The following is a 24631-nucleotide window of genomic DNA, read 5'->3' as shown; positions in this document are numbered from 1 at the left end:
CCCCACATGGAAAAGACGCTGGGCTTCAAGATCGAGGCGACCAAACTCGCAAAGATCGACGCGCTCGCGCAGACAAGGGGAGGGCGCGGCCCCTTTATGCGTCAGCTGGTGGACGCCGTGCTCCGGCAGTCCGGGGCGGCCAGCGAGGCCGCGCCTGTTGCCGACCGCGAGGCCGCTGGCGAGCATCGCCTTTATCTTCGTCCGACCGAAACCGAACTGGCCGTGATCCGCCATCGCGCAAAAGAGCGCCGCATGACCCCGGCGACCTGGGCCATGGCTCTTGTGCGGCGACACATCGGCATTGCCGCGCCTGTCGATCGCGAATTGCGCGAGGAGCTGTTGAATTGCCGTCAGGCGTTGCAGCGCATTGGGCGCAACGTGAATCAGATCGCCCGAGCCGCGAACAAGATGGCGCTGGCGGACAATGCAGCGGAGATCGCCGGCGAGCTGCAAAAGGTCAACGACCTGCGCGCGGCGATCGGCGCTGCCGTCGAAGGTATCGGCGCTGCTACGAAAGCTGACCTGTCCTATTGGGAGGTTTCCAGTGAGCGACTTTGACAGCAGCTTTGAGGCGGGACAGCTCGCCGCGCTGTTCAAACCAAAGCTGACCAGCGACCCGAACAGGCGCGGGGCTGACATGTTGCTGCGCTCGCTGAGTTCGAGGCGGGCAGGCCAGGGCGGGAGCACCCGGGCGCGGCTTGCCCGCGTTGTCAGCCGTGCTCCGGAGGTCATGGTCAAGGTTACGGGCAGGCCGAAGGGCAAGAACCACGCGGCTGCGCATTTCGACTATATCGGTCGAAAAGGCGATGTGCCGCTTGAAACGCGTGATGGCGACATTCTGACTGACAAGGAAGATCGGGCGGAGCTGGCGCGCGATTGGGGCGATCCTGTCTATTGGCGTGACAATTCTACCGTAGCCGCCGTGAGCATGGTTTTTTCGATGCCGTCAGGGACAGACCCCGACAAGGTTCTTTCAGCGGTGCGCGAGGTCGCGCGGAGCGAGATCGGGCATGAGTGGGATTACGTCCTGGCGCTGCATACGGACACACCGCGGCCCCACGTTCATGTGACGGTTGCGGCGCGCGGTGACACGGGAAGACGCTTCAACCCGCGACCTCAAACGCTGCATCATTACCGAGAGCGCTTTGCCGAGGAATTGCGGGCGAGGGGGGTTACAGCGGAGGCAACGCCTCGCGCAGCGCGTGGTGTCGGCCGAGCCGGTCAAAGCATGGCCCTGAATCGGATGCGGCAGCGCTACATGGCCGGCACCGCACCTGCGCCGTTTGCCAATCAGAAAATCACTGCCGCCGCACGCGACCAGCTGGCGGGACGGTCCACCGCTCCGGATTTCGTGGTGCGCGGGCGGCAGGCATGGAATGAGACGCATCGCCGCTATCTAGCCGCCGCCAAGCGGCTTGAGGTAAGCAGCGATCCAGCTGATCGCCAGCTTGCCGACCAGGTGCGGGAGTTTGTGGGGGCAGGGCGAACGCCTACAATCCATGAGCGATCGGTTGCCGCGATCGAGCGGAAGAGGCAGAACGAACGATCTAGGGACCGCGATCGTTCGCGTGAAGGGCCAGAACGCTAGAGTCAGACTCGCTCAGGTTTGCACATAGCCCGAGTGTCGGAGGTAGTTCGCGCATTCGGCTGGCCTGAAGCGGTTGAGGATGAGCTTGAGGGCGTCGCAGATGGCTTCGAACGATCGGGGTGCGGCGCGGCGTAGCAAGGCTTTGAGCTTGGCGAAGGCCTGTTCGATCGGGTTGAAGTCGGGGCTGTAGGGCGGGAGGTAGAGCAGTCCCATCCCGGCGTCCTCGAGGCATTGGCGGATCCCGGCCACCTTGTGCGCCGGCAGGTTGTCGCAGACGACAATGCTGCCCGGCCGCATCTCGGGGATCAGGTGTTCGACGAGCCATTGCCGGAAGATGCTGCCGTTCATCGGTCTGTCGATCAGCATCGGCGCGAGGATGCCATCGTGCTGGAGCCCGGCGACGAAGGTGGACGTCATCCAGTGGCCATGCGGCGCCTGGCCGTAGAGCGGCTTGCCCTTGCGACCCCAGCCGCGCAGCCGGGTCATGCTGGTCGTGGTCCCGGTCTCGTCGACGAACACCAGCGAAGCGAAGTCCAGCCCGGCCTGCGCCGCGCGCCAGATGTCGCGGGCGATGACGACATCGGGCCGGTCCTGCTCAGTCGCGAAGATGGTCCTTTTTTTTGTGCCGCAGCCCGAGCCGCCTGACCATCCGCCAGACACTCGCGTAACTGACCGCGACGCCGCGCCTGGCAAGATCGTCCCGCACCTCGCCCAGCGTCAGCTCGGACGCCTGCGCCAGCCGATCGGCGATCCATCCCGCTTGCTCCGTCAGCTTCGAGCGCCGGTCGCCACCCATCGGCCGCGCCGCATGGCTCGTCGTTCGCTGATAGCGTCGATACCAGTTGCCCGCCGTGCTCGGCGCGATGGCGAACGCCGCCCCAACGTCACGGCAGCTCCTCCCCGCCGCCATCGCCGCAACGACACGGTCGCGCAGATCATCTGAATAAGGCTTGCCCATCCCATGCCGGCCTCCGTCCCAGCCAGCACTCTGAATCAGAAAATCAGCCCGATGGGAATCCTCGCCGATTCAACTTGGTCGCATCCGACTCTAGCTACTTGCCGTGCTTGGTCCAACCAACGCTGTTTGCACGTTCCAAGGCGATCAAGGCGTCTGATACCGCCTTCTGCGCGACTAGAAGATATCCTTCGGCAATGCTGGGCCATGTTAGCTCATCGAACGGATTTGTGACGTTGCCGTTGAAATAATCGAGAGCTTCATGGGCGCGTGCAGCCGCCTCGATTACCTTGGCGGTATGTTTCTTTGCCCTGTCAGATTTCTTCATCGTGCCTCATGAGGCCATAGCCCATCAAGAGATCGCGAGCGGTGGCAGCTGCCACCGCTCTACCTTCCGTCAGTTTTGAGCCTGTCACGATCTACGGACAGCTGGGGTAGCACCGGATACTTTAAGGCTTCACGCTCCCGCGCCCGACCTTCATCTATCCCGTAAGATGTCCCAATCATCAAACCTACGAAGAACACGGGGATCATGAGCAGGAGCATCGAGCCGAAGCGTGTTCTACGGCGAGAGCTTTGGATCGCGAGCGCATCACGTTGCAGCTTGAGGGCTGTTATGATCGTCTCGGTAGCAAGGGTGATTTCATGGGCGTCGTCGCCCACATTTGTAAGCAATTGCTCAACGTCCGTCAGAGGGCGGTCCATCTGTTTACCCACTTCGCTTAGATCAGACCAAGCGAGGTTTCTGGAATGAATCACGCGAAGCAAGGTTTCAATGTGACGATCGAGATCTGACACGTCTCTCGACGCCACTGGATCAGGCCGGGGAATGTTCATCGTGCGGCTCCCATTTCCAAAAGGCACGAGCCATGCATCTAGCGCGAGCGGGACGGCTTTCTTTCCTGCTGGCGAAGCGTCAAATCCTCGCGGGCTATGCGGGTAGCCTCATTCTGGCGCTGTTGCTCGAAACGTGCCGCAGGGATCGGTCCGCCGTTCTCAATCCGCTTGGCCACCGTTTCCTTCGCGTTCTCGACGTAGCGCGCCTGATCCTCCTTTTTGGGAAAGCGCGTCTTAGCTTCGATTGAGGCCGCCAGGACGTGCGATTGCGCGGCCTTGAATTGCGGATCGGTCGCATTCTCGCGGTGGGAGTTACGGCGGAATTGTTCGGCCGCCGCGCGAGACTCGGTAGGGTCTTGCTTTGCCATGCTCGCTCTTTTCGTAGGGTCTTGAGCTTCGCGCGCCTTGTCACGCGCCGCCAATCTCTCTCCCTCAAGTTTCAGCTGGGGAGAAGGCTCGAAGTCTTTGACGGCGACACCGGCGCGGGCAGCTTCCAGATAGACCGCCTTCTTGAAATCATCGCTGCCATGAACACGGATCGACTGCCAGCCATTATGCTTCGCAATGGCGACCGCATCGCCAATCGCATGGTCCTTGTTGATGCGGATGCCATCTTGTCCCTTGATCGACATATCGGGCTTTTCATCGCGACCGCTTCGAAACAGATCGTCGCCTACGCGCAGATATTTTCGTTCGAGCTGGGCCGGTAGCGCCAAGGCTTTATCGTCAACCTGTTTGGCTTGGGGTTTCGACGTTGCCGCCTGATCGGCGCGCGAAGGTGCGGCCATTTCTTCCGGGCCGGATTTTGCGCGAGCGCCCTCATGAATGTTGAGCGTCTTGTCGGCCGAGGGGGAGGGCGCCGCTTCACGCTTGGGCTTCTTCGGCCAGTTATCAATATCTTTCTGTGCGGCCGCCAGCTTTTCGCGCAGCTGATCGGGCGTGGCCTTGTCCGCCGACTGGAGGTAGGATTTGACGGAGGGGCTGTAGTAGCCCGGCACGGCGTTGGACCCATCATTCTCCCAGGACGTCCAAGCCAGCTGCACGCGCTTGTCACCGACTTTCATATCAAGTGCCACATCGCCGTGGATATTTGATTTTGCGAACGCCTGAATGGCTTCGGGGAAGGTCTGGAATACCTTAGCGCCTCGCGTGTCGCTGACCGTAAAAAGGCGCGCGTCGGCTTTATCCGACGCCTTGGCCGGTGCATCAGCTGATTTTGCGGGCGCCTGTTCACCATTATCGGCCATATTCTTCTCCTTCACTTAGAACTAGATCCCGGCGCTGACCTTCCCATTCCTCTTTCGTCGGATCGGGACCAATAATGTCGTCGAAGTCGATTTCATCGAAAGCCATGCTGCCGTCCTTCACCGTGAGGTTCGGCATGTCGCGATCGAGGGCGAGAACGTCTTCGGGAATGTCCTGCACCTGGTCATCGGCCAGTGCGGAATAATCGTTGAAAGCCGCCAGCTCTTCATCGCTCAGATCATCGACGGGCGCGATCGGCACGACCGGCTTGGGCAGCGCCGGCACTGCCGGGGCAGTCGTCAGGCGCGAGCGGAAAACCGAATCCTTGAAATAGCGGATTTTCTTCCCGCGAATGACGGGGATACCGCCACGGATGACGAGAATATCGTCTTCGGGCAGCTGCATCAGCTCTTGCGGGAGCATCAACGCGCGGCGCTGTTCCGAGATCGTCTTGCTTCGATTGGCGAGCAATCCATGTATCGTCAGGGACCGGCTTTCCGCATCCTGACCGAGAAAGCCGAGGCGTTCCGACAGTTCCTTTGCGACCCGCAGCTCCTTCGGCGTGAAGGCAATTTCGACACCGCAGTTCGATACGATTTCGTCCGCGCCATGCTCACCATAGACATTCCGCAGTTGGGACCGGGACTGGATGACCGGGAGCAGACGAAGCCCATAGCCGCGCACATAGGAGAACGCATTTGCAATGACCTGGGCGCGGCCGAGCCGCGCAAATTCGTCCAGAATGAGCAGCACGGACAGCTTTTCGCTATCGTCGGGCAGTTGCCGGGTGTTGAGGTCGATCAGCTGCTGAAAAAACAAATTGTAGAGCGGCGCGACCCTATCGAGTTCATCCGGCGAGACGCCGAGATAGATCGAGGTCGGGATGCGGCGCAGGTCCGTCAGGGAAAAGTCGCTTTCGGCCGTCGCGCGATCGACAATGGGATTGATCCAGAGATTGAGCTTCGAGGTGACGGTCTGGATAATGCCGGTGAATGTGTTGTCCGCGCTGGACGTAAAATCGCTCAACGCGGCGCGGCACCCTTCCGATAGCGCGCTATCGCCAGCTTCCTTGGCGAAGAATGCCTTCATCCCCGGCATCGTGATGGTCCGGTATATCTCGCCAAACGAGAAGGGACGTTCAGGCTTGGCCGCGATCCACGATGCAATGCCGACAAAGGCCGTGCGGGCTGATTCCGTCCAGAATGCCTCGCCCTTCTCCGGGGGCACGAAGAGCATCGTCGCGATCTTCTGCAATTCGACCAGGACCTCAATTGGATCGGCCCTGTTGATGTAGCTAAGCGGGTTGTAGCGGGCCGTGCGGCCTTCTCTGTCCGTAGGGTTGAACAGCACAACCTTTTGGCCGCCCTTGCGGCGGAAACCCGCCGTGATTTCATAGTTCTCGCGCTTAATATCGAGCACGACAACCGAATCCGGCCATTGCAACAGATTGGGGATGACGATGCCGACGCCCTTGCCCGATCCGGTAGGCGCTTCGAGCAATACATGCTCCATCTTGCCCACCATGAGGAAGCGGTTGCGGACGCGGCCGAGCACAATGCCCTTTTTCGCGCGAAGGCCCGCCTTGCGGATTTCACCTTCGCGCGCGAAGCGGGCTTCACCGTGAAGGTTCTTTTTCGGCCGCAGGACGATCGCCATAAGCAACACCGGCAGCGGCACGCCAATGACCGCCCCTCGCCAGAGCGCTTCGGTCACGACAGGATCATGGCGGTAATACCAGAAGAAGCCGGGGAGCTTGAGCGGATCATAAGCCGCGGCGGGCATCTTGAGAAAGAACCACGCCACCGTGCCGGTCAGCAGGCCGATCAGCAGGAGTGTGATCGGAAGGAGGACGAGGGCCAGTGCGAGCCTGTTAGAGCCTGTTTTCTGGATCAAAATATATCTCCGTCACGCGAAAGCGGCCTTCGACCTTCTTGGTCTGCACGACCACATCAACCAGCAGCTTGAGCAGGCTGCGAATGTCGTCACGGGCCAGATCGGCGCCGCCCTCGCTTTCCTTGACCAGCAATGTCAGCTGTTCGAACGCGAGTTCGGCCGAGTCCGCATGGATCGTCGTGATCGAGCCAGGATGGCCCGAGTTGACGTTGCGGAGATAGAAGAACGCGGTGCCGTCGCGCAGCTCCTGCAACAATATCCGGTCAGGCCGCATACGCAGGGCCGATTCCAGAAGATCCTTTGCAGAGATTTTCGCGGTGCCCTGCTTGTCCTTCGCATAGAGCATGTGGACCACGTTACGATGCGGGACCACCAGTTCGCGCGTGTCTTCGATCGTCAGCAGACGCTCATGCGGCGGAATGAGCTGGATCAGCCCCTTAGAGAGCGTCGTCTTTCCCGAGCCGGTAGCGCCAGAAATCAGGATATTCTTGCGGCCCTGGACTGCCTTTTGGAAAAATTCGACGTGCTTTCCTGCGTCGAGCAGATCGCGCAATTCAACATCGAGCGGCGAGACTTGCCGGGTTGCGATCTTTGTCTCGCTAAACAGCCCACCGCGCTCGAAATCCTCCATCGTCAACGTCACCGATGATGGCTTGCGGATGGTGATGGAGACTGTGCCGGCAGGGACAGCAGGCGGCACTACCAGCTGCACACGCTCGCCGCTGGGGAGGATTGTGGAGCAGATCGGCGTGGACTGGCTTATGTCCTGATGCGTGAAAGCCGCCGCTGCCCGCGCGAGCGCGAGCAGCGACTTTTCATTGAGGTCGGGCAATGTCTCCCAGGACCACCCATCGCGCGTTTCAATCGCAGCCTCGCCAGCGTTGTTAATCACCAGCTCCGTTACGTCCTCACGCGCGAGCAGAGGGCGCAGCGGCAGCAAGGCGTTTTCGAGGACAGCCGTATTGCTCATTGGCCGCGCCGAAGCCGCAGGCCGTAGATGTTGGAGAAATCGAAGTCGCGCGCGACCATGATCCCCACTTCCGCGCCCTGATTGATACGAAGCACCGGTTGAATCTGCATCGTATCCCGCAAGATCGTGTCTGACGCTTGGCTGGGAACCCGCGTGACGTTATCCGCGTCGGAAACTTCCGAGGCGGCGATCGAAGCGGCATCGTTAAGCGAGCTGAACAACAGCGCCGCCCCGAAGCGTTCCCAAAAGAAGTTCTTCACGCCGCCTGCCATGCCCGAACGGCCAAGCGCATCGCTGGCGGGCGAACCCACGTCGATCGCCACGCCGCGAGGCGTGACGGCGCGGTTCCATACCGCAAAGAGACGATATTTCCCGCGCTGGACGCCGGTTTGATATTCGCCCAGGACGCGCGTTCCCTTTTCCAGCAGAACGACGCGGCCGTTGTCCGAATAAATGTCGCGGGGAATGATGCAGCTGACATATCCGGGCTGACTGGAATCCATCGCGGTTTGCAGCACGCACGGAATGAACGAACCCGCGAGGATCAGCATATCGCGGTTGCCAATGTCGCGGCCCGAGACCCGATCAATTTGCGAGGTCTGGCGCATGTTTTCCAGATTGGTCCGTCGCGATCCACCTTGCCCATCGCCATCGGCCGACGCACCAATCAACTGCGCGCCCTGTGCTCCTGCGCCGCCGCCCATGGGCAGGCCGGTGGCAGCTGCCACCGCTCCACCGACGCCGCCGCTGTTTTCGCCACCATAAGCCATGATCCCGGCGCGGCGTTGGGCCTCTGCGATGACTTGCCCCTCAGACTTTTGGGGGCGGCCGCTTGCCCCGGCTGTGCGGGGCGCTTGGCTTCCATCAAGGGCGGGCACTTCCGTCATGGGCACCGGCGCGTTCGGATCATTTGGCGCATCGGCAAGCGTTGGCGCTATGATCGACTTGGGATCGTAGTTGGCGAGCTGCCTTTCATCCGGCTTTTCGGCTTTCTCGGCTTTTTCGGTCGGATCGCTCCGCATCGCGTCGATTGTGCTGAAACCGAGCACGATCGCGCCGCAGGCAATCGCAGCGAGGACGACCGCCTTTTTGGGGTCGATCGACCTGTTCGGAAGGGCGGCAATCTTGGCCTGGCGCTCGCTTTGCCGCTCAATGTCTTCCGGATCGGGCACCGGCTCCGATGCGAGGGGCCGGTTTTCGACCGTCTCGCCCTGCGAAATGATGTTGTCGCCATGCGGCGCATTGTCATGATCGTTCGCAGCCATCTTACTCAACCCCTGTGGTTCGCTCGACCAGCCCCGAGGCCGTGTCAGTTTTGGGATCGCGCCCGTAATAGTCAGTCTTCTGATTATGGATGCAGAGCACTTCGAGGCCCCGGCGCAGCCGGATTGTCCTGTAAACCCCGTGCAGCACCACATATTCATCGCGCACATCGAAGGAGGCGATGGCTTCCGATCCATCAGGATTGACGATGAAGAACGCCGGCAACTCACGCTGGTTGGGGAAGCGCATCACCGTGAACTGTCCGTTATCAGACACTTCGGAGGGCTGGATGGCCGTCGATCCTTGCATGATGTAATCGGCGTTGCGCGTGCCTTCCAGCACGCCAATATCGAGCGCGGACTTCACCGCGCCGCGTTCCAAGGCTTTCAGCTGGGCCAGCTGGGCCATGGCGGCTTGCGCCTGCGCTTCGGCCGCTTCCTGTTCAGGATAGCGGAAAACGACCGTATAGAAGCCGCTGCCCCGCTGCGTTGGCGACAGAGCGAACCGATAGCTGCGCGGGCCATAGCGCGAACGTGTAATGACTGTCAGGTTCGTGCGACCCGCTCGCTCGCGTGGTTTGATGAAGAGCGAATTGGCAGCCGGTGCGACTTCCCAGGACACGGTATCACCCAGCGCCACATGCTCGACTACTTCATCCTTGGCGAAGACGATTTCCGTGGCGATGCGGAACACGCCCGGAATCTCATAGACTTGCCGATCATTGTAGTTCGCTTCACGAACCCGGTGATCGAGCACCGTCGCATGGGGCGTTTCTTCGGCCATCGCCGGCGACGCAGCCAGCGCGATCGCGAGCGCAAACGGGGCGCTCCACTTCAACACGGTCATTGGGGCACCTCCACGTCAGCGCGATAGCTCTCGACCTGATAGCCAAGCGGATTTTTGAAGCGGTCCACTTCCTTGCTCGGCGTGCCATCGACCTTGTATTTGATGGTCGCGACGGCATCGGTTTTGGTCGAGTTCGAGCCGGTCACAGATTCCTTGGTGAAATAGACCTGCGCGACGTTGCCGCCCAGGAACGACACCCGCTTGATTTCGACAAAAACATCAGTGCGGTTCGCAAGGATGTTTTGCGGACTTTGGGGATTGTCGGTCTTGTAGAAGCGTGACCACCGATCCTGTTCGGGCCGCGCCGACATGACCATGACCGCATCGAAATATTCTTCGCGAGCGGCCGCTATCCAGCCTTCGCGATAGCGGACATAGGTAGCGAGGAAATACTTACGGACCGCCTCGTCATAGGTGATCGTCGCGTCACCGTGGAGCTTGGCGGCGATCGACGCCTCGCCCGTGTTACGGTCCACCGTAATAACATATGGCTCGACCGTTTTCAGAGGCGTCAGCGCTGCAACGGCCACAACGCCAGCAGTCGCGAGGGCGCCAGCAACGCCAGCGACGACCCACGCCAGCTTTTTGGAGCGCTCGGCCGCCGCAAGCTTGTCACGTTCCCAGCTTGCAGCCTCTTCAAAATAGGCTTTCAGCTCGTCCTTTGGAATACCAACTGCCATCGTAACACCTCAGCAATTCGAGTAGATCGGGCCGCGCAGCGAGGCGCTTAGACGCGGCACTTCGACCGCCCGCGATGCGTCCGACTGTTCATTCCCCGGAGTGGCAGGGTCTGCCGGGGCGGCGTCCGGAGTTGCCGGTGTGCCCTGATTGAACACGTCCACATTCGCCGGGGCGGTTCGCTGCGCGGCCTGATCCGGGATCGAGGGAAGGGTAAGCCCATGCGGATTTGCGGGCCGCATCGGCCCCTCGCATTTGGCTGGTTTTTTGACGGGCTGGCCTGCGCAGGCCGCCAGCGCCAGGCAGATTCCGAGTCCAAGCAACTTGCGCATATTCATTCCCTCAAGCTCTGGTGATTGTGTTTCGGTTGCGCCAACGGCGAACCGCCGACGAGAAGCCCCGTCCCATGCTGGCCCCCATGGCGCGGGCATCGCTGGCCGCGTGCCCTGCGCCCGTTGCCACTGCCCCGCCACCGCTCATCACGGCGTTACCGAACTGCGACACCATCGCAGCAGCACCACCGCCCAACGAGGCCGCAATTCCGGGGATTTGTAGGAAGAAGAAGCAGGCGAGGACGTAGAAGGCGATGATGCGAACGCATGTGTCCCAAACGTGCTCAAACTGACCGTCGAAGGATGCTGTTGCAGATTCTGCGACGTTGGCGACGACAAGCACCAGCAACAATGCGAACAAAGACAGCATCAAGAAGTTCAGGACGCTACCGAGCCACGAGAAGAAGTAGCTTCTGGTGGAATCGAACAGCAGCGCACCGACGAATATCGGACCAACCACCGCCAGACAGGCCAGCGCGAACAGCGCATAGAGCACGATCACAAAGCCAACCGCGAGCGCGAACAACGCGGCTACAGCGGTTAGCAAGATGATTATGGTTGCGCCGATGCACAGGATGATCGCAGTCGCTGCCCCCTGCAAATCCCACATGCTGGCGTTCTGCTCCGCATATTCCTTGGTGGCATCCTGCATCCCTATCAGCGCAACATCGACGCGCGCCCACATCGTATCAAACGACCCACCGACGCCATTTGGCGAGCCTCCGATGATTGAGGCAAACTCATTAGGCAGCCCCGTCACGATCATTTGTGCAATTGATGCTCCGTAAAGGCTTGTCACAGCCCAATAGAGTGCAGCGAGCATGAGGGAGCGATAGACGTATTCGCGGAACGGGTATTGCACAGCACCGCGCATGATAGCGTAGCCGAGCAGTATGATATAAATCACCATTCCCGTGCGGAGCGGCCCAGCGATCCAGCCAACAAACCCAGCGTAGTTTGAAACTACAGAAGAGTTGAGTTCGTTGACGAAGCCCTGATAGGCATTTGTGAATAGATCGTATTCCACCAGATCGCTCCGCGTTATTATTTAATTGAGCTTCGAGCTGTCACATTCCCGCCGCTTTGCGAGCGCGAGCCATCTGATCTTCTCGGTCACGGGAATATTTGATGGACGCGATGGCGGACTTGATGCCTCTGCAATTCTTGGCGACGGGAATGGGAAGATCGGATTGTTTGAGTTCGCTGTTCATGATCTTGTCGCACTCCGATACGATCACCGGAATTTGATCTTCATTGGCTTTGAGCCATTCCACGTCGTGGTAGGTCATGAGGATTTCGGGAAAAGCGGGCGCGCGTTGGCAGCCGGCGATTAAGCCGGCTGCGCTCAATGCTACTAAGGCCATCTTTCGCATTCTTACATTCCCGCCGCTGCCCGTGCGCGGGCCAGTTGCTCTTCACGATCGCGGGAATAGCTGGACAGTGCTTCCGCCGTTTTGGCCGCTTGCTCAGCCCGACGCGCCCGCTCCATGGCATCGACGCGGAGCTGGTCGTTCATCATCGACGCACTTTCGAGCTGGATGCGCGCTTGTAGGTCAGCAACTTCCTTGGCCGTTGACGCCGACGCTAGGCGACTGCGCAGCTCTTCCAAGCCTTCGCCGCGCGATGTGGCCGCTTCGCCCATCCCTTCGGCCATGGCCTTGTCCATCGCGATCGAGCGCGCCGACTGATAGCGAACATCGGTTTGATCGCCATTCGCGGACACGCCGAGACGTTCGAGCATGTCCTGATAGATCGCATCGGAACGGCCGCCGTAGCCGCCGCCGCCGCTGAAATCGCCGCGCGCCATGCGTTCGAGGGAGTTCACATCGACGCCGAGCGTGCGAAGCGAATCCGTCTTGAGCTGGTTGGCGATCGAGGAAACATCGGTCAGCTGGTTCAGCCCTTGGTAGAGCTGCTGCGCTTCCGCAATCTGCTGGCGACCCTGCTCAATCATCTGCATGGTCTTCTGGATTTGTTCGATATGCTTGAGCACGGACGTGCTATCGAACACAGGGATACCCTGCGCACTGGCTGGCGTCGCGGCCGCAAGGCTCCCGATCGACACAGCCGCCAAGAAAAGCTGCTTCATAGTCTCACTCCTTTCAGCTTGGGCGCCGGCGCCGGTGAAATTCCGGCAACCAGAGCTTCGGATCATTGCCCAGTTCGGCAATCACTTCGCGGGCCACGCCCGTTGTCTCAGCGCGCCCCGACAGCACGGCCAGTTCATCGTCCATGCCAATGAGATCCAGGCCGACCACAACGGAGTCATGGCCCTGCTTCACGAGGAATTTGCGGCTTTCCGGCGACAGCTCTTCGCGCACCAGCTTAAATTCCGCCTCCGACAGCGAGAAGCCTTCGATGTAATCTCGGCGCTGGCCGAACGGATTGGGCAGGAAGATTTTCGTCGCGACCTGCTCCAAGATCGAATGGCTGATCGTGGACCGCAGCGCGTCCGCAGGCGACTGTGTTGCAAAGACGAGGAAGGCATTGCGCTTGCGGTATGTCTTGAGGCCATCCTGCGCGAATGCCGTGAACGCCGGATCGGCCAGAGCCTTCCAAAATTCGTCAATCGCAATAACCATGCGCTCGCCTGTCAGGAGCGCGTCTATCCGCTCGAACAGGTAGAGCATGACCGGCGTGCGGATTTCCGCGTTTTCGAGGAAGTCGGTCATATCGAAGCCCACGAAACGGGCTTCGAGCGACATGGAATCTTCCTCATTATCGAAAACCCAGCCAAGGTTCCCCTCGGAGGTCCACTTGACCAGGCGCGCGCCGACGCCGCCCGAATCCGACATGCCGAGCATGGTCCGCAGCGCCGACAGCGAGCGTTGCTCGCGTGGCAGCTTCATCACGGCTTCAATGCCATCGTCGATCAGGTGCGATTCCTGCACCGTGATCGGCGCACCCTCTTGCTTCACCAGCTGGCGGATGAAGCGACCGAGGAACGCGCGATGGGAAGCCGTATTGTCGAGCGCCTTGAGCGGAGCGAAGCCCGTAGGCTCCCCGTTGCGCAGCGCGAGATAGGTGCCGCCGCTGGCTCGAACAAAAATTTCCGCGCCCTGATCCTTGTCGATGAAGATATGGCGCGCGTTGAACTTTTCGAGCTGCGCCATCAGGAAGTTGACCAGCACCGTCTTGCCGCCGCCCGATGGACCAATGACCATCGAATGGCCCAGGTCCGCCGAATGGAAATTGAAGTAATAGGGGCTGCGAGCGCTTGTCTTGAGCAAGGCGACCGCAGGCCCCCAATGATTGCCGTCCTCGTGCCCTGCCGGGAAGGTATGGAAGGGCGAGAACGCCGAGAAATTATATGACGTGATCGGCGCGGGGCGCGCCCTCCACGCGAAATTGCCGACCAGCTGCGACCAATAGGCAGCTTCCAGCGCCGCGCTTTCGCGGGCGGCGACCATGCCCGTATCGGCCAGGGCCGCGCGCGCGATCGACATGTTATCGCGCAGCTTTTTCAAATCCTCCGCGAACACCGTCAGCGTGAAATGATGGTCCCCCAGCACGAAGCGGTTCGATTGCAAATCGTCGGCCGCGTCGATCAGCTCATCCATCTGACTGATCGCCTTGTCACCGGCGTTCGCCATTTGGGTCTGGCGAAGCCGAAACCGTTCTGTTGCCGCTGTGCGCGACAGGAACGTGAACGACTGCGTTATGGCGAGGCTGAAATCGACCGACAGCAGCGATTCAAACTGGCGCGGCGTTGTCGATGACGGATACTCGCGAATACCGAAAATGCCGCCGAACATCGAATGATCGGCGTCGCGGACCTCAAATGTCTCAGCGCCGATGATCGCGCGGCTCGCATAGAGCGCCGAGCCGAGACGGCCACGGACCAGAGGGCAGCGCCGATAGCGCCCTGTCATCACCTGGTTCAATATTTCCAGCGGTTCGGAGAACAGGAGGCCGCGGTGCTCATAGATGCCGACACGGCGCGGACGAACGCGCAGCAGCAGCTTTTCCAGATCGCGCACCTTGTCTTCCAGCAGCTCTAGGGCTTCCGCGATATTGGCGTTCTTGTCCTCCTGCTTCTTGCGCAGGAAATCCATCAGCTTGTCGGTCGCGTTTGCCGTTGGGCGGATCACGACCGTCATGAAAAAGCGGTTGCGGAACATGCGTTCGGCCGTCATCCGCTCATAATATTTTTGATCGAGCTTAGCGGCGAAATGGGAGCGGAACGTGCCGCCTGGATAGTCGCGCACGCGCATCCGCAGCATGTGCGTCCAGATCGAAAGCCGCTCGTCATGGATATTGCGCCAGACCCCGTTGAGGCGCGTGTGCCAATCGTTCAGATCGCGCACGTCCGAAGTCTCGAAGGGCCGCCCATCCAGTTCGAGCATGAGCATCAGATCGCCATTATCGAGGGCGACCACATGCTCATTGACATGCCGCGAATACGGCAAGAATTTCTCGGGCATTTCCTCCCGCTTGGCCTTGTCAAAAGGCACCTTCTCCGCGAGCGCGCTCTTACCGAACACCACGACCAAATCCCTTTCGCTTGATTCCGTAGAGCGGCAGCGGCGTGTAGCTCGACCCACCCCAAAAGACGCGGTTCCGGTTCGCCGCTTTGGTCCGGCCCCACAGGAAGATCAGCCGGAATGCGTTCACGTCATGCCGAACGATAAGCCGCGCCATCGCATAAAGCGCGACGGCGGCTGCGCCGCCGTAGAGAGGATTGCCCGAACCAACCAACGTGATTGCGCCCGCCATGATGATGAGCGCGCCCGCTTCAATGGGAACACCCGCCCACAAAGCGGGGCGGGTGACGGCCAAGAACAGCGGGTCTTTTGTCATTTCTTCCTGACCGTCCATCCCCGATCACCCCGTAATCGTGTCGACGATCCACGGCGCGGAGAACACGATCACCACGCCAACTACGACCGTGACGAGCATCTGCACCGAAGCGCGGCCGAGGAACCACAAAAGGCCGACGACGATGATCGCAATGATCGCCAGCGTGCGGAGCAAACCGTTGCTCAGCAGGCCGAGAATGTTGTCGGCCAGGCCTTCAAAGTTTGCCTGCGCAAAAGCCGGCTCCGCTACGAGCAGGCTTGCCAGCAGCGACAGGGGCAGCGCGCGCGCCATGAGCGGCGAGGGCTTGAAACGCGCGAGCAACGCATCGAGCCGGGATTCAGCTTTGATCTTCCAGATACGAAACATTCGACAACTCCTATCTTCGCCTTACGAACCAATCCGCGCGTGTTGGGCGCGGCCGAAAACATCCCACGCAGGCGGTGCAGGCGGTGGAGCCGCCTCCATGTTCTCCGCTGCGATTTCCGCCAGCTCCACCGGCACACGACCGGCGCCAGTGTCGCTCATGGCGGCGCTGGCGGGCTGATCGCCCACGATGACAGTCGGGATTGCGGTCGCAGGCCGACCGCTAACGCGCCGGCCTGCATTCTCCACGCGGGCGACATAGCCGTTGCGGAAACCTCTCGATTGAGAGCCTGTGTTATACATGCTGAGTGCGACCCGAAGGGCCTCTTGCGGGGTGCGACCCGTCTTGGCCGAACGGAAATTGGACAGGAGCACACGGCCTGCCGCTTCGACATTGGCGCACTGCTTGAAAACAGTGTCCCACGTCAGGCCGAGCCAACCCATGTTGCGTGAATTTATTTGGCCGAGGCCGAGATCCACGCTGTAGCCGCGCGCGACATAGGAACGTGCGGTTGCGATGGCCTCAGCCTCATTACGCGGACGGCGCGGCTGAGTGGCCACGCCGTTGACGTTGATCGCAAAAACATAGTTCGAAGATTCCGCATCGACGATCGCGGCGATCGTATGCGGTGATACCGCTGGGGCGCATTGCGCCGCCAGCGCAAGAACGGCTCCGGTTTCGAGGAACACGCTCCCGCTCCCGGTCAGTTGCGCGGCTGATAGTAGGTCTGTTGCCGCCCGTCAGTCCAAGTGACCGTCAAGCGCCCAGGCCTCCCATCATCCGGCTTCTTGTATTTGGTCTTCGCGATGCCCCCGCCCGTGCATGTCGGGAAGCTGCCGCCGAGAGCCAGCACGCGCCACAGTTTCGTGATCGGTGGAACACAGGCTGGATATTGCGTCGGACCACCCGGGTTGGAGATGCACAGCACAACCTCACATGCCCAGGTATTGTCCGACGCTACAGCGGGGGTCGATTGCACCGCAGCCCCCACCAGGGCAGTCGCGAGCGCGAAATTAAAAGCTTTCATCGCTTTCTCCCTCGTCATCGAGATTTATGCACATATCACGATGAAGGGGAAAGGGAAGCCTAAAACGCCACTTTGTTGCTACATTGTTTGTCAGGGACCAATCGGATATGGTCATCCTCATATCCGTAATCGAGCACGACATGTCGCACAGCACTTGACAGTCGCTTGTAGGTTTTAAGCGTCGGTTGCTCGAAAAGGCAGACATTCAGCCACTTATCGCCACGCCACGATACTTTGACATTGATGATCCATTCACTCGACGGCAGCTGCGCAATCTCGACCGCTTGGATCAATCCCCCAGCGGGGCGGCGGGTGGTTAGTTCGCGCTCAAGGATCGGATCATACTGCCAATCGTCGCTATGCGGCATCGTGATTTATTCCCTTTTACCGATTAGGATATGTCTATCCTCGCTTTGACGGCGAGGGCAACCCGGCTTGTCGTCTCTTGCCGTGCGCGCACATAAACGCCATGAAATGTGCGCGCACGCTTATAAGAGGGCATCGCGTGGATGGTACGCCAGACAACGCTAAACCCGAACAATACCAGAACGGCGATGTGAGGGCGGTCAACGGCGGAAGTCAATCAGCCCCAGCTCTTGCCACATCCACGTAAAATCATAGGTGGCCATTGGCTCGCCAGTCCCGGATTTTGCCGCACCATTCTCTATATATTTTAGCCAGTCGGCAACTTTCGCCCGGCCTGCCTTTGTACGGGCCAAAGCCCGCGGTGTCTTGTTGCCGAGGGCGGGCACCGCTTCATCAAGCGTTTTGGTATATTCGCGTGTCAGCATCTCATGAACGATGCGCTCCCTTTCGTCCGACGGGATATCGAGCGGCTCTTCCTGCGGAGCGCGGGCGGCGTCATCGGCCATGAACTGGGCCATAGTCCGAATTTCGGTCATAGGTGTGCTCACGCAATCACCGAGCCATTCGCGCATATGCGTGATCGCTTGCTCCGCGCGGGCGGCGCTATTGACCTCAACGATCAGTTTGCGACCCACCAGTTCGACATTGGCAAAAACAGGTGTGCCGTCCTCCATGGTTGTCACAAAAGCCTGCCCGCCTTTGGTCGTTCGTGGTTTCCTGTTCTTCGTCACTGGCGCCAGCCAGTTCCAGAACGTATCGCTCGCAGGTTCCAGCCATTGCGCCGCGTTCAGCCTGCGAACCACGCTCTTGCCGATCACGCCCTTCGCCAGGGGGAACACGATACGGTGGAACACAAGATCATCGCCATCGGCATTGACCATTTCCGGCACGCTGCCGGACATGGCCTTGCCCAGACAATCAAGCAGCCAGATATTGGTGAAAATCGGACCTGACGCTTTTAGGAGGCCTTCCCTTTCGGGAGGGGACAGTCGGTCAGTACCTGGCCCATCGTCTTCAAGTTGGGAAAAGGCCTCGATCACTCGCCCGGCGCCGTCCGGGCTGAACGGTAATAAGGCGCCGGAAATCCCATGGCGGCCATTCACCTCGATGACCCGTGCGGCGATCTTGTCCCAGTTAACAAGGGTCTGCGTTGCGCTATGTTCGCGCACCGTGACCGGCGCAATATCGCGCAGAAGATCCCGCAAGGTCATCGACTGCCCGGGGACGACCTCGCTAACCTCATAGAGCGACATCACCGTATCGCGCAGTGCGCGCATGTAAGCCTTGTTCGGCGCTTTCTCGTTCCAGCCCCGGCGCTTGAGATACTCATCGACGAGATTGAGGCCTTCAGGCTCGAGTTCCTGTGTGAGCAAGTCTTCGAAAGCACAGCCCCACAGCTGCGCCTCCCAATGATCGCCGATGATGTCGAATATATCATCAGGCTCAAGATCCATCGCATCGCAGGCCGGGCCAAGATGCGCGACGAGCATCTCGTCCATCATCTCGTCCCAGGGCGCACGGCCCAAGTACTTCATCAATCCGGAAAGATCGTGAGCGGATTTCGGTCTGGACATTCAGGCAGGCCTTTCCACGCCAAGGCGGCGCATTTCGCGATAGATAGTCGATCGGCCGATGCCGAGTTGCCGCGCCGCTTCGGTCGGCGAGATACGGGCTTCAACCAGTTTGATCGCGGCATCCACCTTGGACATGTCGAGCGGCTGACGGCCAGGCTGCTTGCCCTTGGCGCGTGCGGCAGCGATGCCGTCCCTGGTCCGCTCGGAAATCAGCCGTCGCTCGAAATGGGCAATGGCCCCGAACACATGGAAGATGAGTTCGCCGGCGGCCGACGATGTGTCGATCTTTTCCTCAAGACTCAGAAGAGCGATGCCCTGGCCGCGTAGCGTCTCGACCGTGGCGAGCAATTCGGCCAACGAGCGCCCGAGCCGATCGAGGCGGACCACCGCTAGGGTATCACCCTTACGCGCATAGGCGATCAGTTCGGCCAGACCGGGCCGCTCCATGCTCTTGCCCGACATGACGTCGGTAAACACCTTGATGGCGCCGGCCTTCTCCAGTCGCATGGTTTGGCCCGAAACATCCTGATCGCCGGTGCTGACGCGGGCATAGCCCAGAATATCGCCCATGCCGTGCGTCTCCCCAACGGTCGTTCTGTGGACGCTATGGAGGACAGCCGCTTCGCCCCATCGACATCCGTCCACATACTATGTCTCTTTACTCATGGTTGTCCATAGGCGCAGATGACCTTTTGTGGACGGGAACCGGCATGACGAAGCGCAAGCATCAACTCCTGACCGAGCGCGAGCGCGATCAGATCCTCGCCATCCCGACCGATCGCGACCGCCTGGCACGGCTCTACACCTTCGAACCTTCGGATATCGAGATCATCGGCGCGCGACGGGAGCGACGGAACCAGTTGGGCGTGGCGCTGCAACTCGCGCTCCTGCGGCACCCGGGTATCACGCTTGCGCAGTTGATACAGGACAGGGGAGCAATACCCCATGATCTCGCCGCTTTCGTCGCGGAGCAACTTGGTCTGCACGTAACCGACCTGGCCAACTATGCGGCGCGGGATCAGACAATGACGGATCATGCCCGTGAGTTGGCGGTGCGCTTGGGCCTTCGGGGGGCGACCCGTGCGGATATTCCCTTCATGATCGAAGCGGCCGCGAAAGCGGCATGGGCGACCGACAAGGGGATGACGATTGCGATGGGCGTGGTCACCGCCCTGCGCGAGGCCCGGATTTTGCTGCCGTCCATCTCCACCATCGAACGCACCAGCAGCGCGGGACGCGCGCGTGCGCGCAAGCAAGCTGCCTATGCTCTGATCGCCGATCTCAGCACCGAACAGGTCAACGCCCTCGATCAGCTCTTCGACGACGCCGGCGGCACGAGCCAACTCGCTTTGCTCAAGACCATTCCCATTGCGGCTAAGCCCGATCACATCCGCCAGATCCTCGACCGCCTGCGGCAAGTGCGGAAGATCGGCATTTCTCCGGACGTGGCTGGCCGCATCCATGCGGACCGCTTTCGGCAATATGTCAGGGAAGGCCGCGCTTCTCCTGCCTATATGATTGAGCGGTATATCCCCTCCCGCCGACGCGCCACACTTGTCGCTTTCCTGCTCGATCTTGAAGAACGACTGACCGACAACGCCCTGGAAATGGCGGACAAGCTGATCGGCAGCATCTTCACCCGCGCGAAAAACGCTCAGGCACGCAGCTATGCCACCACGTCGAAGAACGTGGCGCGGCTGATGCTGATCTTTGGCAGGACGATCGACGCGCTGACCGATGCGGTCGATACCGGCGAAGACCCGATGGAGGTCCTGGACGCCTCGGTAGGATGGCACACCCTCCTGAAGGCCAGACCGGAAGTGGCGACGATCGCGGAAACCGCCAATCTTGATCCGCTGACGATCGCGGCCGACCGCTATGCGACGTTGCGCAAGTTCGCCCCTGATCTGCTTGAAGCGCTGCAGTTCAGGGCCGGAAAGGGCAGCGCGAAAACGATCGCCGCCATTGAGATACTGCGCGACGTCAACAGGTCGGGCAAGCGCGATGTGCCTACCGACGCTCCGATGCCCTTCCGCAAGGAATGGCGGAAAATCGTCGTGGGCGACGACGGCAAGATCAATCGACGGCTCTGGGAGATCGCGACGATCGCGCATCTGCGCAACAAGCTCCGCTCCGGGGATGTCTGGGTGGAGCGATCGGCGGGATACCGCCGGTTCGACAGCTACCTGCTCAGCGAAGCAAAGGCGAAACCGGTCGTATCGGCTCTTGGCCTGCCCCCTACAGCCAGCGAATGGCTCGAACAGCGGGGGCGCGAACTGGACTGGCGGCTGAAGAAATTCGCCCAGCGCCTGAAGCGCGACGCTTTGGAGGGTGTGCGATACCGCGACGACCGCCTCCAGATATCCCCCGTTCGCACGATCGCAACGCCCGACGCCGAAGCGCTGGCCGACCGGCTCGATGCGATGATGCCACGCATCCGTATCACCGAACTGCTACATGAGGTGGCGCAGGAAACTGGCTTTCTTTCGGCGTTCACCAACCTGCGCACCGGCGAGCCATGTCCCAATGAAAATGCGCTGCTCGCCACCATCCTCGCCGACGCCACCAATCTCGGCCTGTCGCGCATGGCCGCCGCGAGCCAGGGAGTCACGCGCGATCAACTCCTGTGGACCCATGACGCCTATATCCGCGACGAGAGCTACCGCGCGGCGCTCGCCGTTCTCATCAACGCGCACCACCGCCTGCCATTCTCGCGGGTATGGGGCGACGGCACAACGTCCAGTTCCGATGGTCAGTTCTTCAGGGGCGCGAAGCGCGGCGCATCGGGCGGCGACATCAACGCCCGCTATGGCGTCGATCATGGCTTCAGCTTCTACACCCATGTTTCCGATCAGCGCGGGCCCTACCACGTCAATGTGATCTCGGCCGCCACGCATGAAGCGCCCTATGTCCTCGACGGCCTCACCAGCCATGGCACCGATCTCAGGATCGTCGAGCATTACACCGACACCGGCGGGGCGACCGACCATGTCTTCGCCCTGTGCGCGATGCTGGGATTTCGCTTCTGCCCGCGCCTGCGCGACTTTCCGGACAGGCGGCTTGCGCCGATCGCGCCGGTTTCGGCCTATCCGTCCATCGCCCCGTTGTTGGGCAAGCGTATCCGCACCGACATCATCAATGAACAATGGGACGACGTGCTGCGCCTCGTGGGGTCGATCAAGGCTGGCCACGTCGCGCCGTCGGTCATGCTGCGAAAGCTCGCCGCCTACGAACGGCAGAACCAGCTCGACGTCGCACTACAGGAGATCGGCAAGATCGAACGGACCCTGTTCATGCTGGACTGGCTTGAAAATCCCGATCTGCGCCGGCGATGCCATGCCGGCCTTAACAACAGCGAGCAGCGCCATGCCCTGACGCAAGCGATCTACACCTTCCGCCAGGGCCGCATCATCGACCGCAGCCATGAAGCTCAACAATATCGGGCATCAGGCCTCAACCTAGTCATCGCGGCGATCGTCTATTGGAACACGATCTACATGGCCGACGCCGCCCAGCATCTGCGATCGGCAGCGGCCCCGGTCCCCGATGATCTGCTTGTCCATACGTCGCCGGTTGGCTGGGAGCATATTGCCTTTTCCGGCGATTTCCTCTGGGATCGAGCCGCCGCTTCCGCTGGCCGCAAGGCCCTCAATCTTCCGCCGGACAGCCGCGCCGCCTAAGCGTTCCTCGGTTGTTCTCCCTTAGCGTTGTTTAGCGTACCTTCCACGCTATGCCCTCAAATGGATCCGGTCCGCGAACTCTCTACAGGTCACCGCCGTGCTGCCTGAGAACGCGAGAGGGAAGCCCCTTGAGATCTGGGTGCAGGATGAAGCCCGGGTGGGGCAACAGGGCACGCTCACCCGGCACTGGACCAAGAAGGGCACGCAACCGCAGGCGCCGTGAGACTGTCGCTAGAGCTGGGCCTACATCATCTTCGGCGCGGTGTGCCCGCCAACCTGACGCTGCTCTACCTGCCTCCCAACAGCCCCGAGCTCAGTTCGGCCGAGGGCATTTGGGTATATCTGCGCCAGAACTGGCTCGCGAACTCGGTCCTCGGCAGCTACGACGCAATCGTCGAGGCGTACTGCATGGCCTGGAACCGCTTCCTCGACCAACCAGACGTCGTCCGATCTGTCACCTCAAGGGCGCGGATGACGATCAATGCCTAAAGCCGCTGATATGACGCCATACCGCCGCCCCGAAAGCCTGCCTCTTGCGAATGAATGGGAAAGGCCATGAGCCAGTCAAAGATCGTTGGTGTACCGGAACATCGCTGAGCCGAGCCCGGTGATGTGGGTCCGAACAACATCTCCCGGCGATATCGGCTTCATGGGGCCCAAGGCACCCGTCAGCACGATATCCCCGGCACGCAGAGTTTCGCCGAAGCTCGACAGGGTGCGTACGAGCCATGCTGCCGCGGCGAGCGGATGGCCCAGGCAATTGGCGCCCACTCCGGTCGATACTTCGTGGCCGTTGACCTCCAGCACCATCGCGCACGTCGCCAAATCGAAGTCTCCGAGGCGAATCGGCTCGGACCCGACAACGAAGAAACCTGAGGAGGCATTGTCCGCTACGGTGTCGAAGAAGCTGATCTTCCAATCTGCTATGCGGCTGTCGACGATCTCGATCGCGGGAAGTGCATAAGCGGTGGCGGCAAGAACGTCATCGAGGGTGGCCTCCGGATTATCGAGGTCGCGCGCCATGACGAGAGCCACCTCGGCCTCGGCACGCGGCTGGAGCACTTGGGAAGCAAGCAACTCGCCTCCGTCCTCGATCGCCATGTCGGCAAACAGGACGCCGAAATCGGGCTGATCCACGCCGAGTTGGCGTTGGACCGCCTCCGACGTCAGGCCGATCTTGCGGCCGATGATCCGACGCCCCTGCTCCACCCAGATGCGTGTGTTCGTCGACTGTACTGCATAGGCGCTGTCGACGTCCGTCAAGCCAGTTCGAGCTGACAGCGGCGGAATCGGGCCAGATCGATAGGCACGACGCAACTCGCCCGCCAGATCCTGGTACAGTTCGTCCATATTTTCATTCTTGGTCACGAAAAGGATTCCTGCTGCACCGCGAGATGGTCGGCAAGATCGGTCCCCCCGGCTGGCTGCGTCAAGCCGCGGATGCCGATCCCGCCATCATAGTTCAACAATGCCCCGGTTGCCGGGACGATATCCCCACGGCTCGCAAAGAAGACATAAGCGCCGGTATATTCGGCGGCCGTGGGAACGCGCCCGATGGGCAGCGAAGGCCCCGCCATCCCAGCAAGGTCGAGGCTCGCGATGGATTTCTCCGCAAGGCCAAGGGTGGCCGGGCCTCGCAGATCCGTGCCGATCGCGCCTGGTGCCACGCCATTAACTCGCACATGGGGCGCAAGCTCATACGCAAGCTGACGAACGAGACCGACCACCGCATGCTTGGTGGCGGTGTAGAGCGGACCTCCGCCGGCAGGATAGAATCCGGAATTGGATATTGTCATCACGATGCTGCCGCGGGTTTTGACAAGTGCCGGGAGAGCAGCCTTCGCAGATAGGATGTAGCCTTTGACATTGACCTGGAACATCTCATCGAAGGCGGCATCAATGCTTTGCGGCGGCAGGTCAACAAGAGGAACCGCATAATCCCAGATGCCGGCGTTCGCAATCAGACAATCCAAGCGTCCGAAATGGGCCACGCACATCCGCACCGCATTTTCTTGATCGGCCAGTACGCGCACGTCGCCTGTCACGCCCAGGATCCGCGAACCATGCTCGTCTGCCAATGCCGCCAAGCGGTCGGCCGAGCGATCGAGCACGACCACCTTGGCACCCTCGGCAACGAAGCGGTCCACGATCGCCTTGCCCAGACCCGAAGCACCGCCCGTGATGAGCACCACTTCCCCTTCAAGCCGCAGCAT

27 protein-coding genes and 1 pseudogene are annotated in these 24631 nt (G+C 60.8%); 4 read left to right on the top strand and 24 right to left on the bottom strand.

Features of this window, described 5'->3' with window-relative positions:
• Nucleotides 1–6 precede the first annotated feature (6 nt).
• Both mobC and BHE75_RS22635 read left to right on the top strand, forming a co-directional pair.
• Nucleotides 7–558 (top strand): plasmid mobilization relaxosome protein MobC, encoded by a 552-nt coding sequence (mobC, locus tag BHE75_RS22640; protein ID WP_021223042.1) that lies wholly within the window; start codon nucleotides 7–9, stop codon nucleotides 556–558.
• Nucleotides 545–1588, top strand: a complete 1044-nt coding sequence (locus BHE75_RS22635; RefSeq protein WP_056379678.1) for a relaxase/mobilization nuclease domain-containing protein — start codon at nucleotides 545–547, stop codon at nucleotides 1586–1588. Before mobC ends, BHE75_RS22635 begins: the two co-directional genes overlap by 14 nt.
• Before the next feature lie 12 nt (nucleotides 1589–1600).
• Here the strand turns inward: BHE75_RS22635 and BHE75_RS22630 are convergent, their stop codons facing one another.
• The 22 genes from BHE75_RS22630 to BHE75_RS22540 all read right to left on the bottom strand — a co-directional run bounded on the left by BHE75_RS22630 (nucleotide 1601) and on the right by BHE75_RS22540 (nucleotide 19308).
• Entirely contained in the window at nucleotides 1601–2248 is a 648-nt protein-coding gene (locus tag BHE75_RS22630) for an IS630 family transposase (protein WP_056379675.1), read from the bottom strand.
• Nucleotides 2184–2546, bottom strand: a complete 363-nt coding sequence (locus BHE75_RS22625) for a helix-turn-helix domain-containing protein (RefSeq protein WP_070936432.1) — start codon at nucleotides 2544–2546, stop codon at nucleotides 2184–2186. Before BHE75_RS22625 ends, BHE75_RS22630 begins: the two co-directional genes overlap by 65 nt.
• Nucleotides 2547–2640: 94 nt before the next feature.
• Entirely contained in the window at nucleotides 2641–2871 is a 231-nt protein-coding gene (locus BHE75_RS22620; RefSeq protein WP_056379769.1) for a hypothetical protein, read from the bottom strand.
• Nucleotides 2872–2930: 59 nt separating this feature from the next.
• Complete coding sequence (locus BHE75_RS22615; protein WP_056379772.1) at nucleotides 2931–3380, bottom strand: hypothetical protein; 450 nt, start codon at nucleotides 3378–3380, stop codon at nucleotides 2931–2933.
• A 38-nt stretch (nucleotides 3381–3418) separates the two neighbouring features.
• Complete coding sequence (locus tag BHE75_RS22610; RefSeq protein ID WP_159832024.1) at nucleotides 3419–4627, bottom strand: LPD7 domain-containing protein; 1209 nt, start codon at nucleotides 4625–4627, stop codon at nucleotides 3419–3421.
• Nucleotides 4617–6518 carry a type IV secretory system conjugative DNA transfer family protein gene (locus tag BHE75_RS22605; protein WP_056379774.1) on the bottom strand — a complete coding sequence of 634 codons (1902 nt, stop codon included), beginning with the start codon at nucleotides 6516–6518 and terminating at the stop codon, nucleotides 4617–4619. The genes BHE75_RS22610 and BHE75_RS22605 overlap by 11 nt, the downstream gene beginning before the upstream one ends.
• The gene (gene virB11 / locus BHE75_RS22600) at nucleotides 6496–7488 is read right to left on the bottom strand and encodes a P-type DNA transfer ATPase VirB11 (protein ID WP_056379775.1); all 993 of its coding nucleotides are present in this window, start codon (nucleotides 7486–7488) and stop codon (nucleotides 6496–6498) included. The genes BHE75_RS22605 and virB11 overlap by 23 nt, the downstream gene beginning before the upstream one ends.
• Nucleotides 7485–8753, bottom strand: coding sequence for a type IV secretion system protein VirB10 (gene virB10 / locus BHE75_RS22595; protein ID WP_056379778.1), 1269 nt, complete (start codon nucleotides 8751–8753; stop codon nucleotides 7485–7487). The genes virB11 and virB10 overlap by 4 nt, the downstream gene beginning before the upstream one ends.
• A 1-nt stretch (nucleotide 8754) precedes the next feature.
• On the bottom strand, nucleotides 8755–9597 hold the full coding sequence (locus BHE75_RS22590; RefSeq protein ID WP_021223056.1) for a TrbG/VirB9 family P-type conjugative transfer protein: 843 nt from the start codon (nucleotides 9595–9597) through the stop codon (nucleotides 8755–8757).
• Entirely contained in the window at nucleotides 9594–10277 is a 684-nt protein-coding gene (locus tag BHE75_RS22585) for a virB8 family protein (protein WP_004213217.1), read from the bottom strand. The genes BHE75_RS22590 and BHE75_RS22585 overlap by 4 nt, the downstream gene beginning before the upstream one ends.
• A gap of 9 nt (nucleotides 10278–10286) precedes the next feature.
• Nucleotides 10287–10607 (bottom strand): hypothetical protein, encoded by a 321-nt coding sequence (locus BHE75_RS23780; protein WP_056379789.1) that lies wholly within the window; start codon nucleotides 10605–10607, stop codon nucleotides 10287–10289.
• A 10-nt stretch (nucleotides 10608–10617) separates the two neighbouring features.
• Entirely contained in the window at nucleotides 10618–11634 is a 1017-nt protein-coding gene (locus BHE75_RS22580; protein ID WP_056379780.1) for a type IV secretion system protein, read from the bottom strand.
• A 40-nt stretch (nucleotides 11635–11674) separates the two neighbouring features.
• Nucleotides 11675–11980: a hypothetical protein gene (locus BHE75_RS22575; protein WP_056379782.1), complete on the bottom strand. Its 306-nt coding sequence runs from the start codon at nucleotides 11978–11980 to the stop codon at nucleotides 11675–11677.
• Between the two features lie 2 nt (nucleotides 11981–11982).
• Entirely contained in the window at nucleotides 11983–12696 is a 714-nt protein-coding gene (locus tag BHE75_RS22570) for a type IV secretion system protein (protein WP_021223006.1), read from the bottom strand.
• A gap of 13 nt (nucleotides 12697–12709) precedes the next feature.
• Nucleotides 12710–15094 carry a VirB4 family type IV secretion/conjugal transfer ATPase gene (locus BHE75_RS22565; protein WP_006949654.1) on the bottom strand — a complete coding sequence of 795 codons (2385 nt, stop codon included), beginning with the start codon at nucleotides 15092–15094 and terminating at the stop codon, nucleotides 12710–12712.
• On the bottom strand, nucleotides 15081–15425 hold the full coding sequence (locus BHE75_RS22560) for a type IV secretion system protein VirB3 (protein ID WP_006949650.1): 345 nt from the start codon (nucleotides 15423–15425) through the stop codon (nucleotides 15081–15083). Before BHE75_RS22560 ends, BHE75_RS22565 begins: the two co-directional genes overlap by 14 nt.
• Nucleotides 15426–15431: 6 nt before the next feature.
• Nucleotides 15432–15773, bottom strand: coding sequence for a TrbC/VirB2 family protein (locus BHE75_RS22555; RefSeq protein ID WP_056379783.1), 342 nt, complete (start codon nucleotides 15771–15773; stop codon nucleotides 15432–15434).
• A 21-nt stretch (nucleotides 15774–15794) separates the two neighbouring features.
• Nucleotides 15795–16460 carry a lytic transglycosylase domain-containing protein gene (locus BHE75_RS22550; protein WP_056379784.1) on the bottom strand — a complete coding sequence of 222 codons (666 nt, stop codon included), beginning with the start codon at nucleotides 16458–16460 and terminating at the stop codon, nucleotides 15795–15797.
• 14 nt (nucleotides 16461–16474) lie between these two features.
• A complete protein-coding gene (locus tag BHE75_RS23775; protein WP_004213198.1) occupies nucleotides 16475–16798 on the bottom strand; it encodes a hypothetical protein in 324 nt (107 codons plus the stop codon).
• 59 nt (nucleotides 16799–16857) lie between these two features.
• A complete protein-coding gene (locus tag BHE75_RS23770; protein WP_056379785.1) occupies nucleotides 16858–17166 on the bottom strand; it encodes a hypothetical protein in 309 nt (102 codons plus the stop codon).
• Nucleotides 17167–17364: 198 nt separating this feature from the next.
• Nucleotides 17365–18738, bottom strand: coding sequence for a hypothetical protein (locus BHE75_RS22545; RefSeq protein WP_046194048.1), 1374 nt, complete (start codon nucleotides 18736–18738; stop codon nucleotides 17365–17367).
• On the bottom strand, nucleotides 18739–19308 hold the full coding sequence (locus BHE75_RS22540) for a recombinase family protein (protein ID WP_017501669.1): 570 nt from the start codon (nucleotides 19306–19308) through the stop codon (nucleotides 18739–18741).
• Nucleotides 19309–19448: 140 nt separating this feature from the next.
• On the opposite strand from BHE75_RS22540, the gene BHE75_RS22535 reads away from it, so the two are divergent.
• Nucleotides 19449–22418 carry a Tn3 family transposase gene (locus BHE75_RS22535; RefSeq protein WP_070936429.1) on the top strand — a complete coding sequence of 990 codons (2970 nt, stop codon included), beginning with the start codon at nucleotides 19449–19451 and terminating at the stop codon, nucleotides 22416–22418.
• 88 nt (nucleotides 22419–22506) lie between these two features.
• Nucleotides 22507–22838, top strand: a pseudogene (locus tag BHE75_RS25135) (IS630-like element ISAli3 family transposase); the annotation flags it as partial.
• Nucleotides 22839–22982: 144 nt separating this feature from the next.
• Here BHE75_RS25135 and BHE75_RS22525 read toward each other — a convergent pair.
• Nucleotides 22983–23786 (bottom strand): 2-keto-4-pentenoate hydratase, encoded by an 804-nt coding sequence (locus tag BHE75_RS22525; RefSeq protein WP_234832057.1) that lies wholly within the window; start codon nucleotides 23784–23786, stop codon nucleotides 22983–22985.
• The gene (hcaB, locus tag BHE75_RS22520; protein WP_164546184.1) at nucleotides 23783–24631 is read right to left on the bottom strand and encodes a 3-(cis-5,6-dihydroxycyclohexa-1,3-dien-1-yl)propanoate dehydrogenase; all 849 of its coding nucleotides are present in this window, start codon (nucleotides 24629–24631) and stop codon (nucleotides 23783–23785) included. Before hcaB ends, BHE75_RS22525 begins: the two co-directional genes overlap by 4 nt.

The sequence above is a fragment of the Edaphosphingomonas haloaromaticamans genome (assembly GCF_001853345.1).
GTDB classification, from domain to species: Bacteria; Pseudomonadota; Alphaproteobacteria; order Sphingomonadales; family Sphingomonadaceae; genus Sphingomonas_E; species Sphingomonas_E fennica.
This window is presented reverse-complemented; position numbering and strand designations above follow the sequence as displayed.